This is a genomic window from Pseudomonas sp. M2 (assembly GCF_015751845.1).
GTDB classification, from domain to species: Bacteria; Pseudomonadota; Gammaproteobacteria; order Pseudomonadales; family Pseudomonadaceae; genus Aquipseudomonas; species Aquipseudomonas putida_E.
Genome location: NZ_JADOUD010000001.1, coordinates 109,018 through 121,467, shown reverse-complemented (window position 1 = coordinate 121,467; position 12,450 = coordinate 109,018). Strand labels below are relative to the sequence as shown.

The following is a 12,450-nucleotide window of genomic DNA, read 5'->3' as shown; positions in this document are numbered from 1 at the left end:
AGTCTCCGAATGGGTCAGGTATCGCTCACTTGCGACAGGGGCCTGGCCACGTGTTCAAGTGGCCGTTGTTCTGCCGCCACGCCCCACAGCGCCTGGGCCAGTGCCGCGATGATCATCAACGCCGCGCCGATCAGGTAGCCGTACAGGACATTCAGGCGCTCGCCGGTCTCGATCAGCGCGCCGAACAAGGTCGGGCCGATCAGGCCGCCAAGCCCTGTGCCGAATGCATAGAATACGGCAATGGCCAGCGCGCGGATTTCCAGCGGGAAGGTTTCTGCCACTGTGAGGTAGGCCGAACTGGCGGCTGCCGAGGCAAAAAAGAAAATCACCATCCAGGCAATGGTCTGCTCGGTCACATCGATCAGTTGCTGCTGAAACAGGTAACCGCTGATGGCCAGCAATACCCCGGAAAGCAGGTAGGTCGAGCTGATCATGATGCGCCGCCCGACCACGTCGAACAGCCGGCCTAGCAGCAACGGCCCGCAGAAATTGCCCAAGGCGAACGGCAGGATGTACCAGCCTACCTGGGCAGGCGGCACGTTGTAGAAGTCGGTCAGCACCAGTGCATAGGTGAAGAAGATCGCGTTGTAGAAAAAGGCCTGGGCGGTCAGCAGTGTCAGCCCGACCAGTGCCCGCCGCCGGTGCACCACGAAGAGGCTTTGGAACACCTCGCGCAGTGGCGTGTGATCGCGTGCGCGCAGGCGCAGGGCCGGGCTTTGCAGCGGGGGGATGGGGATGCCGCGCTGGTGGTAATGGCGCTCGATGGCGGCGACGATGCGCTCGGCCTCTTCCGGCTGATTGTGAATCATCAACCAGCGTGGGCTTTCCGGTATCCACAGGCGCATCAGCAGGATCAGCAAGCCGAGTGCCGCGCCAATGCCGAAACACAGCCGCCAGCCCAGTTCGCCGCCCAGCACCGCTGGGTCGAGCAAAACCACTGCGCCCACTGCACCCAACGCTGCACCGATCCAGAACGTACCGTTTATGGTCAGGTCGACCCAGCCGCGGTAGCGCGCCGGGGTGAATTCCTGGATGGTCGAATTGATGGCGGTGTACTCCCCGCCGATGCCGGCCCCGGTGAGCAAGCGAAACAGCAGAAAGCTCCACAGGTCCCAGGCGAACGCCGTGGCAGCCGTTGCGCCGATGTACAGCACCAGCGTGATGAAGAACAGCTTGCGCCGCCCCAGGCGGTCGGTTAGCCAGCCGAACAGCAATGCACCCAGTACGGCTCCGGCGATGTAGGCTGCGCCTGCCAGGCCGATCTGGATATTGGTCATTGCCAGCGTCGGGCTGGCCTTGAGGGCGCCCGACACCGAGCCGGCCAATGTCACCTCAAGGCCGTCGAGCAGCCAGGTGATGCCCAGCGCCATGACCAGCAAGGTGTGAAAACGCGTCCACGGCAGCCGGTCGAGGCGGGCCGGAATGTCGGTGCTGTAGAAGCGCTCCTGCGCAGAAGCGCCGGCTGGTTGCTGCAAGGCGTGGGTCGTCATGGCACGTCCTGTTGGCTGACGGGGCAGGGCTGTTGGGTCAGCGTCTTTCAGAAGAGCCCATAGGCGGATAAAAGTTTGATTCGTTTCGCTCGGGGCAGGCCATCAGCCCAGTTTGGCATGCCACGGTGAACATTCACGGCCCCACGCCCTCAAAATCACAGGGTCTCAAGGTTGTGCCTGCAGCCCGGAATTCCAACCACAGAGGAGTCAATGTCATGCCACGTGGAGACAAGGACAAATACACCGAAAAGCAAAAGCGCAAGGCTGAGCACATAGAAGAAAGCTATGAGCATAAGGGGGTCTCCAAGGATGAGGCCGAGGCTCGCGCATGGGCTACCGTCAACAAGCAGTCCGGAGGTGGCGAGAAAGCTGGGGGCTCAGGCAAGAAGACCACGCCCGGCGAAAAGAGCACCGCGCGTTCTGATTCCGCCAGGCGTGCGGCCAAAACCCGTCAGGGCCATGCCCGCGCATCAGGCTCGTCCCTGCAGACCCAGACCAAGGAAAGCCTGATGAAGGAGGCCCGCAGCAAGGACATCAAGGGGCGCTCCAGCATGACCAAGGCCCAATTGGTCGAAGCCCTGCGCAGGCACGGTTGAAAGCGGCCAGAGCCCAAGTGCCGCTCAGGCCTCCTTGAAGCCCCGCCCCTCGATGCCCTGGCCCAGGGCATCGGCCCCTTGCGGCAGCGCTGTGACCTTGATCGCCCGCACCGGTACCGCGAATTTTGCGCCGATTCTGGAGAACCGTTCGAGCAGGCGGAAGTTGATGGCCTGCTGGATGTCCATGTAGAGGTTGTAGCCTGGGTCCTTGACGATGTAGACGCATTCGAACTCCAGCGCCTCCTTGCCGAAACCGCGCAAGTGGGCGCGGTCGAAACGCGCCTGCTCTTGTGCCTTGATCGCTTCCTCGACAATGGCCGGGGCTTTTTTCACGGCCTCGGTCGGGGTGTCGTAAGACAGGCCGAACTCAAAGACGATGCGCCGCTCCTGCAGGCGCTTGTAGTTCTGGATGGTGCTGCTGATCATGCTGGCGTTGGCCATGACGATCTGCTCACCGCCCAGGCTGCGGATGCGCGTGGTCTTCAGCCCGACCTGTTCGACGGTGCCGGCCAGTGCGCCGATGACGATGAAGTCGCCCACCTCGAACGGCTTGTCCACGGCAATCGCCAGCGAGGCGAACAGGTCGCCGAGGATGTTCTGCACGGCAAGCGCAACGGCAATGCCGCCCACGCCCAGGCTTGCGACGAAGGCGGTGATGTTCACGCCCAGGTTCGACAGCATGGCCAGCAGTACCACCGACCACAGCAGCACCCGTGCGCCCCACCCCGCCAGGGTGGCCAGGGCGCTGCCCTGATTCAGGCCCGCGGTGCTGTGCCGGGCGAAGTAACGGTTAAGGCCCAGGCCGATGGCGCGGTTGACCCACAAGCCGATCTGCAGCGCCGCCACCACGAACCAGAGGCTGCCCACCCGGCTCAGCCAGCGCTCGGGCAGGTCGAGCATGCTCAGGCCTACCAGAACAGAGGCAAGGAAGAGCAGGAAGTTGCTGGTGCCGGACAGCACTTTGGCCATTACCTGGCTCAGTGCGCCGTCATGCTCGGACCAGCGTTGCACCCGCCTGAGCAAAAAACTGATGGCCGCCCGGGTGGCCAGGAAGGTCAGGGCGGCGACAGCCAGTGCCAGCAGCAGGTTGAGGATGGAAATACCGAACACGGTGGTGTCGGTGAAAAATTCGATGATGCGATCGTTCATGAGCGATTGGCCTCCTGGTTGCCCTTGAGTGAATTCGCACGTGCAGTTCATCGGACGCCGACAGGGCGTGAGAGGTCGATCGGATTTTGGGTTTTTCTCGGCCTTTGCATGCCTTGAGCGCTTCGACGCCCTTGAGAGCGAGCGCCGCGCGGGCGGCGCTCGCTCTCAAGGGCGTCTGCATATCACGACGAACCAGGCCTCACTGCGCCGCGTACATCAGCGAATCCTGCTCCTGCTGCAACTGCCTGAAATTCCCTGCAATGGCCTCGATCAGCGCCGCGTCGCGAACCGGGTCCAACCCCGGGTAAGGCTTGCCGTTGTAATCGCCCTTGTGGGTAAGCACAGCCTCGACGCCTTCGCCGTTCTCCTGGTAAAGCCGCTTGATGGTCTGCGCTTCCAGGTCTTTGCTGTCTTTGCAGCGCAACGCATAGTGAATGCCAAGTGCTGCCCCGAAAGCCAGGCCGGGGGTTTCGATGCCGTGCTTGTGGGCAAGGTCGATACTGCTCAGGATGCGCTCGTTGCGCTGAAGCTTGCGCAGTGGGTCGCGCCCCACACGGGCGCAAGGGTCTTTGAACGACGTTTTGCAGCGCTCCAGGAAGGTGCTGGCAAAATCGCGCACCGCCTCTGCCATGTCGGCATTCTCAGCCACCAGTGCTGGCGCGACTTCCTGGCCGATCAGGCGCTCGGCCAGTTCACTGACCCGGTCGTCGCCCATGGCCTGGCCAACCCAGTCATAGCCCAGCAGGCTTGCATACCAGGCAATGATGGCGTGAGGGCCGTTCCACAAGCGGTTCTTGATGACCTGGATCTGGGCGATGTCGGCGACCGTTTTCACCTGGCGCAGACGCTCCAGCAGGTCACTGCCGCGCTCCACATACAACGGCATGTCCGGCTCGCTGTTGAACAGGATCAGGTGCAGCTGGCTCATCGCGTTGCTGGACTGCGCGAAAGGCCGGAATCGACAGATCAGGCGCTCGTATTCAGGTACCGGCGCGGATGGTTTGCTGGCCGGTGCAGGCTCGTCGTCGAGGCTGTTCTGGAACATTTGCGACTTGATGCGCAACTGGCGGACCAACGCCTCGTTGCTGAGCTTGGACACGATGCGGCTGACCACCGTTTCAGCGAAATGGGTCTTTTGCAGGATCTGTTGAGTGATGTCCGGCGTGCACAGCAACTCCAGCTCCGCCTGCACGTGCAGGCGCACGAACGCGGCGCCACCGATCTTGTTCAGCACGATCAGGATGGTCAGGTCACGGCCCCGGCGCTCGAAGCGCCGCAGCAAGCCTTGGGCAATCACCTTGGCCTGTTTGCGGATGGCCTGCTCCGGCAGGCTCAGGCCGATGATTTCTGCCGCGTTGTACATGTCGATCACCGCCTCGGCATCGTCCATGTCGATCATGCGCACATTTTCGATGGTCTGGTCGAACGAGGTGGCGCCGTAACGCACGCTGTAACGGCCAAACGCAGAAACGGTCTCGCGCAGCATGCGCGAACGGGTGGCGGCGATGATTTCACATGGCCGGGTGTAGCCGTCCCAATGGGAAAACACCTGGGTCAGGTAACCGCCGCCGATGGCGCCGAACCCGTGAATGCCGACACGGAACTGGTTCAGTGACGCTGGAAAGGGCTCTTCAAGCTGCGGCATGCCCAGGTCAGGCACGCACTCGCTCAAGTCGGCGAGGAATTCATTCATGCTGCGGTAGGCTTTCAGCGCGCCCGCTTTGACTTCAGCGGCCGGCGGCTTGATGTCTTCGATCAGGATCGCCTGGCCTTCGGCGCGGATGGCCGAAAGCATGCCGTTTTCCGAGTCTTCGACCATGAAGCACTGGCTCGGCTCGCAATTGAGTGCGGTGGCGGCGCGCAGGAAGATTTCGGGATGGGGTTTGCCTTGGCTGACTTCGTCGCCACACACGGTGATGTCGAAATACTTGAGCACATTGGCATTGATCAGGTACTCCTCGGCGATGGCGCGGCGGCTGGAGGTGGCGACCGCCATGGTCAGGCCAGACTTGCGTAGCCGTTCCAGCACTTCCAGCAAGCCGGCCTTGATCGGTACGCCGTGATTGCGCACGTACTCCAGCTCAAGCTCATCGGCGCGCTGGCGGATCCGGGCGTACGGGAAGTCGTCACCGTTGTGGGCCTTGGCGAGGGCCTCGGCCTTTTTCGCGCTCAGGCCCAGCGAGCCGATCAATGTTTGTTCGCTCAGCGCTTTGCCGGCAATTTCCAGCGACGCTTGTTTCAACGTCTTGAAGCGCAGGCGCTCGGTATCGAACATGGTGCCATCCATATCGAAGATGGCGCTGAAAATGCGTTTGCCCTGAAAAAAGATCATTCGGTATTGCCCCTTGGTGAATCGTGATTCATCTCGGCTTGCAGACGGGTACAAGCGAGCATTGCGAAAAAAACCGCTGCTTGAGCTGTCAGGTAGGGGGCATGCGATCGACAGGGCCGCGCACCGGCGCGACGTAGAAATAAGGGGGGACAGAGCGGGGAGTGCAGAGGATGTCTGCGAGCTTCGAGGCAGCTCGGGCGCCTTGTTTGACTTCACGCCCACTGGCTGCAGATCGGTTTGCAGACAGTGAGCGCAAATAGCGATGGATACGTGTGATTCCTGGCATGGGGTACTTCGCTTCCTTTGTTTGTAACTGGGATTCCTTTTTTACCCTTGCACGGATGCGCAGTGACATGCAACCGGCAAGGGCCCAGTAGGGAACCATGCACGGTTCGTTCTCTACCTGTTCAGCGCTGCTTGCTCCCTGAGCACCTGCATCTGCTGGCGATAATCCGCGGTGACCTGGCGCGCCTGTTCGGGGTTGTTCACGACCCTTGGCGTGATCAGCACGATCAACTCGGTACGGTCACGGCTTTTGGAGGTGCTGCCGAACAGCCAGCCCAGCCCGGGTATGCTCGACAGGCCCGGCACACGGGTATCGGATTGGCCGTTGTCCTGCTTGATCAGGCCCCCCAGCAGTACCGTCTGGCCGCTTTGCACTGCCACTTGGGTCGATACCGCACGGCTGGAAATGCGCGGGTTGGGCTGGGTGGTGGTGACGGCGCTGTCGTCGGCGTCGCTCACTTGCTGCTGGATGTCCATGTACACCAGTCCACCGGGGTTGATCCGTGGCACGACATCGAGAATGACACCTGTCTGCACGTATTCGACGCTGCTCAGGGTGGTGTCGGAGTTGCTGGTATTGACGGTGGTCTGGCTGATCGGAATGTTGTCGCCGACCTGGATCTGCGCCTGCTGGTTGTTCAGCACCACCAGCGATGGAGCCGAAAGCACCTGTGTCAGGCCGCGTGTTTCCAGCGCGCGCAGGGCCACCTGCAGGTTGCTGCTGACGAAGGAGTAGAACATCGAGGCGCTGCCCAGCGCGACGCCACCGGCACCGAGCGCACCCTGGCTGCCGCTTTCGTTGGCGACGGTGGTGCTGGACGAATTGCCGGCCAGCCGGCCCAGGTACCACTGCACGCCCAGGTCCAGATCGCCGGTGAGCTTGACTTCGAGGATGCGTGTTTCGATCTGCACCTGCAGCGGCGGGCTGTCCAGGCGCTTGATGGCCGATTCGATCTCTTTCCACTGGGCAGGCCGCGTGCGTACCAGTAACTGGTTGCTGCTTTTCTGCGCGGTGATGCGCACCGACTCCTCAAGGCTCTTGGCCGAGCCGTCGGCCGGCTCTGCGCTGCTGGCCTCGGATTGCCCAGTGTCCTCATAGTCATCCTCCGAGGGTGCCTCGCGGATACTGGCCTGGGTGCTCATGCCCGTGCCGCCGAGGCCTTGGGCCGACTGGCTACCGGTGCCGTTGAGCGAGGTCAGGCTGGTGGTCTTGAGCCCTGGCGCGACGCTGGCCGCCTTGTCGTCGTTGATCTGCCCCGAGCCATAGATCTGGCGCAGATATCGGGCAAGGTCCGCCGCTTTCATGTTGCGCACGTCGTACACGAACAGCTGCGGTTCGTTGCCACCGCCTTCATCGATGGTGCGGATCCAGTCACCGACTTCCTGCAGATACTCCGGTTGCGCAGAGATGGCGACGATCGAGTTGGTGCGTTCGTTGGGCATGAACCTGACCATGTCCGACAGTGGCATGCCGCTGTCGGGCCCGAACAGCTTCTGCAGCTGCGGCATGAGCTCGGCCACCGAGGCGCGTTGCAGGCCGTAAACGCCAATCGACATGCCCTTGAGCCAGTCGACGTCGAAGGTGTCGATGGTGTCCTGGTAGTTGGCGAGTTCATCTGGAGTGCCTGCCAGGCTGATCACGTTGCGGGCCGGGTCGACCAACAGGAAGGCATTCTCACGTACGAAAGGCTTGAGCAGCTTCTGCATTTCGCTGGCGCCGATGTAGCGCAGCGGGTAGAGCCGGGCGGCGAGGCCCGTGGCAGGCTGGGCGACCGGCACCTGTGGCACCAGTTTGCCGGCCACGGCCTTGTCGGCCGGCAGGATCACATAGCGCTCGCCCTGGCGGATCATGGCATTGTCGGTCCACGACAGCAGCGTTTCCAGGATGGACAGTGCCTGCTGCTTGGTGACCGGCTTTGAGGTGGAGAAACTGACGCTGCCTTTGACACCTTGGCTGATGCTGTAGTTTTCATGCAGCAGGTCGCCCATGACGCTGTTGATCACCGCCTCGATGGGCTGGTCGGTGAAGTTGAACACGATATCGCCTTGCTCATCCTTCGCGGCGGGGGGCGTTGCCGAGGCCTTGCGGATGAAACGCTGGTTGCCGGTGATGATCTGCCGGCCAGGCGGCGTGCGTGGGGCCGTAGCAGCGGGCGCGGCAGCGGGCTCGAGGCTGGTGACCACAGGTGCTGGGGCGTCGGCGCCGTTGAAGGCTTGCTGCAGCAGCGCCGGGTCGGTGTGCAGGTCACGTTGCGTGGTGGCGCAACCGGCCAGGGTGATGGCGACACTCAGGCCGAGCAATGGCGCACGCAGAGTAGGGAATGGATGGCGTGAAGGAGCTTGCATGGTCATGGGGTTTCAATACGCGGAAGAGTGATGGCGGAGGCCTTGGACGGCGGCGGCAGGCGCAGCAGTGGCATGCTCAGGGTGTGCTGTTGCCCGGCACGGGTGAAGGTTGCGCTCAGCGCCGTCAGCCGGGAAAGGGTCCAGCCGCTTGCCAGCGTGCTGCCCAGCGCAACCTTGCTGGCTGGTTTGCGGCCTTCGCGCAGGTAGGCCCAGCGCGACTGCCCGTCGAGTACCACGCCGGTCAGCGTCAGGTTGGCCAATGCAGGGCTGTGCTGGCCTTGCTGCTGTGGGTCGGGCTGACGGTCAACGCTGAAGATCGGGTGCGCCCAGGTGGCGGCACGCACTGGCTGGGCGAGCTCGGCCAGTGGCGCGGGTGGCTGGTGGGTGGGGGGTGCTGACGGCTTTTGCGCCGGCAGCCACTGCGGTGGGTTTGGCGCGACAAGCATCCAGGCGACCACGGCGAGGGCACTGACATTGGCAGCCAGCAGCACCAGATGAGCGGCACGCATCATGAGTCGCTTCCTTCTGCTGGCTGCGCGTGCAGGTAACCGCGTATCAGCAGGTGAACTTCCAGGCGCCCGGCAGGCCCCTTGGCTGGCGCCGCAGCACTGCGGCGTATGCTCAGCTGGTCGATGAACAGGCTGGGCTGGCCGTACTCCAGTGCATGCAGCAGGGCCGCCAGCGGTTCGATGGCGCAGGCCAGCGTCAGGCTGACCTTGACCGGGCGATAAGGCTCGGCCTGGCCCTGCTCGGCGGGGGCGATGGGCATGCGCTGGGTGATATCGCAGCCGGGGCCGACGTGCGCCTGCGCCTTCACCTGATCGACGGCACGCTGCATCAGGTCGGCGGCTACGGCGTTGGGGTCTTCGCCCGGCAGCAGGCTGTTGCGTTGGGCGGGGTCGTTGCGGCTGCGCTGCAACTGGGCCTGCAGTTCAGGTTGCTGAAGCATTAGGCTGGCATAGCGCCGTTGCTGCTCGCGCAACGTCTGGGCTTGCGCGTCCAGGCTGCGCAGGGGGGCGAGCAGCAGGCATTCGAACACCAGGTACCAGGCCAGCCAAAGCAACAGCGCGAGCACGCCCAAGGCGCAGAGCTTGCGTTCTCTGCTAGTGAGTGGGCGCATGCGGCACCTCCTGGCTGAGCTGGGCGGTGATGGAAAAGCGCTCGCGGCCCGTGGTTTTGTCGGCCTGGATGATGCCTTTGAACTGCGCGTGCTCAAGCGTGGTGCAGGTCTTTACCTGCGCCAGCAAGGCACTGGTGCGTTCGCTTTGGCCGGTGAACGTCACTTGCGTGCCATCGCTCACTTCCAGCTGCTCTATCCAGGTGTCGTCGCCCACGCAGGCGGTGAGGTCGGCCAGCAGCGCAGTGACGGTGGGGCGTTGTGCCTTGAGGCTGGCCAGGTAGGTCGAGGCGCCCAGCGTGGTGTCCAGGGCCTGGCGCAAGTGCTGCACCTGCTGGGCGGCCTCGCGTTGTGCCGCCACTTCGCGCTGCATGGCCTGGACCTCGCCCTGGCGGCGCTCCAGCCAGGCTGCGCCAAGCATTACGCAACAGGCTGCGCAGCCAAGCCACAGCCAGCGGCCCAGCTGGCCTGGGCGTGACCGCGTGCGAGCGCTTTCGGCCGGCAGCAAGTCGATCATCAGGCGTTCGCCGCGGGCGTCCAGTGCATCGATGCCGACCAGGTGCACACCCTGTTCGCCACAGGCAACCAGCAGGGTGTCCAGGGTACTGCGTGCGATGGCCACCAGTTCAACCTGGGCCTGTGGTGCGCGGCGCTGCGCCACGCGGGCGACAAAATGGACCTGGTCGGCGGTATACGGCGTGTAGCGATCGATTTCGTAGGCCAGCACCTGCATCAGGTTGCGCGTGGCGGCGACGGGCAACTCGATGTGCTGCGTCAGCACGTGCGAGGCAGGCAGCAGCAGAACGGCAGGCTGGCCGTGCTCGCAATCGGCAGGCAAAGGCCATGGCAGCACCTGCGGCGTATTACCGTTGCCAAGGCGCGCGGCGATCGCCTGCGGGAGCATGCCCAGCAGCTCGGCCCGCCATGCGCTGAGCCAGTGCCGGGCACGGCTGGCCCGCCAGCGTGCCTGGTAAAGCTGCTGTTGGCTGCCCCAGCGTGCCGCACAGTGTTTTGCCAGGCGGATCAATCCTGCCACCTCAATACCCGGTAAGGCTTGCCACCGGCGTAGGCCGGCAGCAGCACGAAGGTTGCCTTCAGGCGTGACTGAAAGCCGCCGGGCAAGGTGGCCTGGCTGGTGACGGTGAGGATCGGCCCGCCATCCGGCGCGGGCCCGTGATAGTGGGGCAGGCCCAGCACACTGGCCAGTGTGGGTGATGCCAGGCTGGGGTCGGGCTGGGCATTGCCCGACCAGACGGTGATGAAGGGCAGGGCACGGTCATAGACGGCGTAGCTCATGCCGGGCAGTTCGCGAAATTCTTCGAGCATTCGCAGGGGTACCTGGTTGCGCCTCGTCCTTAAAGCCTGAGTGATGATTTTCGAGCGTTCGGCGGTGGCGCCACTGGCACGCAGCAGTTTTGCCAGGCTCGTTGAAGGTGTTGCGTTGAGGTCCAGCTTGCCCCGTTCGCTGACCACACTGATGTGCAGCGTGCTGCCTGCAAAGTGGGCCACGTGGACTTGGCCATCGGCGAGCCAGCGCGCCTGGCCGTCGCGCAGCAGGTTGGCCACGGCCAGGTTGAAGCCTGCCTGGGCGGCGAGCCCGGCCTGGGTCTGGTTGCCTTGCCAGCGGGCCTGGCGCTGCTGCAGTTGGACCGATACCGCCAAACCGCCGAGCAGCACGCTCAGCAAACCGACGACCCAGAGCACCAGCAACAGGGCCGCGCCGCGCTGGCGGCTCATGGCCGGCCACCGTCGCCGGACAGGTCAAGCAGCAGGTTGACCTGCAGCAGTGGCCAGGCCTGAGTGCCTTGCAGTTGCACCGCCACGCGCACTGCCTGGGGCAGGCGCTCTGGCCACGGCCACTGGGGCATCCAGCCGGTGGCTTTGCCCAGCGGGGAGTAGCCGCGGTAATTCAGGTGCAGCCCTTTGACCCCCTCCAGCAAGCGCTGGGGTTCGCCCCAGGCCTGCAGGCGTTGACCTTGCAGCCTGGCCAACCGGATCTCCAGGCGCCCTTGACGCAGTTGCAGACGCTGGCGGTAGATCCCCCCGCCTACAGAGCTTGGCAGCGGGGCGAAAAACACTACCGTGTCGTTTTGCCCATCGAATGTTGCGGTGTGGGCGCCCTGGCCGGTCGCTGCGGTCAATGGCAACACCTGGCCCAGTGCCTGGCGCAGGAACCGCTGGGTTGCACGCAGTTCATCGAGCCGGGCGCTGTAGCGCTCGGCCTTTGCCACTGAGCGGTGGGCCGCCACCAGGGCGCTACCGACCAGGCCCAGCAGCAACCCCAGCAGGCTGATGACCACCAGGATCTCCAGCAGGGTAAAGCCTGCCTGGCGCTTCATGTTCCACTGCCTGGCGCGCGTGCGCGCAGGGTGCTGTAGCGCCAGGTGTGCCCGCTGTCGATCAGGGTCAGGTCCAGCCGGTACAGTTCGAGGCGTGTGGGCACTGCCTGTTCCAGGGTGACGTCCAGCACCCAGTCGATGCCCTGCCAGCTACCCCGTTGCTGGCCTACGGCAAGCGGGCCCAAGTCGAAGTCGTCCAGCAGCGAACGCGCCGCCGCATTGTGGCGGTCACTGCGCTCTACCTGCGCCAGTGAGCGGCTGCTCTGGGCGAATGCGCCCAGCAGGATGCTCGAGGCCACCACCAGCAGGGCAATTGCTGCCAGCATCTCCAGCAGGGTGAAACCGCGCTGACGGTTCATGGCAACTCCCGCACTTGCACACTGCCGGTGAGCCAGCTGACGTCGATGCGCCAACGCGCTTGGCCGCGGCTGATCAGGATGTTGCCGCCGCTGGCCGCGCCATCGGGGTAGAACTCAAAGCCCGCCCCCAGGCCGCGGGCCGTCTGCAGGCGCACGGTGAAGTCTTCGGGCCAGCCCTGGGGCGTGCGCCCGGGTGCCTGCACCTGCCTGCGCTGCAGGTCGAAGCTCGCGCGCACCGGTTGCCCGCTGGCAATGGCCTGCACGCGCGCGCTACGCAGCGCCGACACCATGTTTGCCAATGCACTGCGCTCATGGGCCACCAGCATGCCCCGGCCAATGCCAACGGCCAGGATCGACGTGGCAACGCCGACCAGGACGATGACGATCAGCAGTTCGAACAGGGTAAAACCGCGTTCGCGGGGCGGGCGGGCTGCCAT

12 protein-coding genes are annotated in these 12,450 nt (G+C 64.2%); 1 reads left to right on the top strand and 11 read right to left on the bottom strand.

Annotated elements, in window-relative coordinates:
• Nucleotides 1-14: 14 nt before the first annotated feature.
• Nucleotides 15-1,490, bottom strand: coding sequence for an MFS transporter (locus IWW33_RS00705; protein WP_174141435.1), 1,476 nt, complete (start codon nt 1,488-1,490; stop codon nt 15-17).
• 215 nt (nt 1,491-1,705) lie between these two features.
• On the opposite strand from IWW33_RS00705, the gene IWW33_RS00700 reads away from it, so the two are divergent.
• The gene (locus IWW33_RS00700; protein WP_119688785.1) at nt 1,706-2,086 is read left to right on the top strand and encodes a termination factor Rho; all 381 of its coding nucleotides are present in this window, start codon (nt 1,706-1,708) and stop codon (nt 2,084-2,086) included.
• 24 nt (nt 2,087-2,110) lie between these two features.
• Here IWW33_RS00700 and IWW33_RS00695 read toward each other — a convergent pair whose 3' ends face one another.
• From IWW33_RS00695 to IWW33_RS00650, 10 genes are all read right to left on the bottom strand, one after another.
• The gene (locus tag IWW33_RS00695) at nt 2,111-3,235 is read right to left on the bottom strand and encodes a mechanosensitive ion channel family protein (RefSeq protein WP_046785533.1); all 1,125 of its coding nucleotides are present in this window, start codon (nt 3,233-3,235) and stop codon (nt 2,111-2,113) included.
• A gap of 199 nt (nt 3,236-3,434) precedes the next feature.
• The gene (locus IWW33_RS00690; RefSeq protein ID WP_174141436.1) at nt 3,435-5,567 is read right to left on the bottom strand and encodes an HAD family hydrolase; all 2,133 of its coding nucleotides are present in this window, start codon (nt 5,565-5,567) and stop codon (nt 3,435-3,437) included.
• A gap of 399 nt (nt 5,568-5,966) precedes the next feature.
• The gene (gene gspD, locus IWW33_RS00685; protein ID WP_174141437.1) at nt 5,967-8,204 is read right to left on the bottom strand and encodes a type II secretion system secretin GspD; all 2,238 of its coding nucleotides are present in this window, start codon (nt 8,202-8,204) and stop codon (nt 5,967-5,969) included.
• A complete protein-coding gene (locus IWW33_RS00680; protein ID WP_174141438.1) occupies nt 8,201-8,710 on the bottom strand; it encodes a type II secretion system protein N in 510 nt (169 codons plus the stop codon). The genes gspD and IWW33_RS00680 overlap by 4 nt, the downstream gene beginning before the upstream one ends.
• Entirely contained in the window at nt 8,707-9,318 is a 612-nt protein-coding gene (gene gspM / locus IWW33_RS00675; RefSeq protein ID WP_115275113.1) for a type II secretion system protein GspM, read from the bottom strand. Before gspM ends, IWW33_RS00680 begins: the two co-directional genes overlap by 4 nt.
• A complete protein-coding gene (locus tag IWW33_RS00670; RefSeq protein ID WP_174141439.1) occupies nt 9,302-10,351 on the bottom strand; it encodes a type II secretion system protein GspL in 1,050 nt (349 codons plus the stop codon). The genes gspM and IWW33_RS00670 overlap by 17 nt, the downstream gene beginning before the upstream one ends.
• Entirely contained in the window at nt 10,339-11,052 is a 714-nt protein-coding gene (locus IWW33_RS00665; RefSeq protein ID WP_115275111.1) for a type II secretion system protein GspK, read from the bottom strand. The genes IWW33_RS00670 and IWW33_RS00665 overlap by 13 nt, the downstream gene beginning before the upstream one ends.
• The gene (locus IWW33_RS00660) at nt 11,049-11,654 is read right to left on the bottom strand and encodes a prepilin-type N-terminal cleavage/methylation domain-containing protein (protein WP_174141440.1); all 606 of its coding nucleotides are present in this window, start codon (nt 11,652-11,654) and stop codon (nt 11,049-11,051) included. The genes IWW33_RS00665 and IWW33_RS00660 overlap by 4 nt, the downstream gene beginning before the upstream one ends.
• On the bottom strand, nt 11,651-12,013 hold the full coding sequence (locus tag IWW33_RS00655; RefSeq protein ID WP_174141441.1) for a type II secretion system protein: 363 nt from the start codon (nt 12,011-12,013) through the stop codon (nt 11,651-11,653). Before IWW33_RS00655 ends, IWW33_RS00660 begins: the two co-directional genes overlap by 4 nt.
• Nucleotides 12,010-12,450, bottom strand: coding sequence for a GspH/FimT family pseudopilin (locus tag IWW33_RS00650; RefSeq protein WP_046785526.1), 441 nt, complete (start codon nt 12,448-12,450; stop codon nt 12,010-12,012). The genes IWW33_RS00655 and IWW33_RS00650 overlap by 4 nt, the downstream gene beginning before the upstream one ends.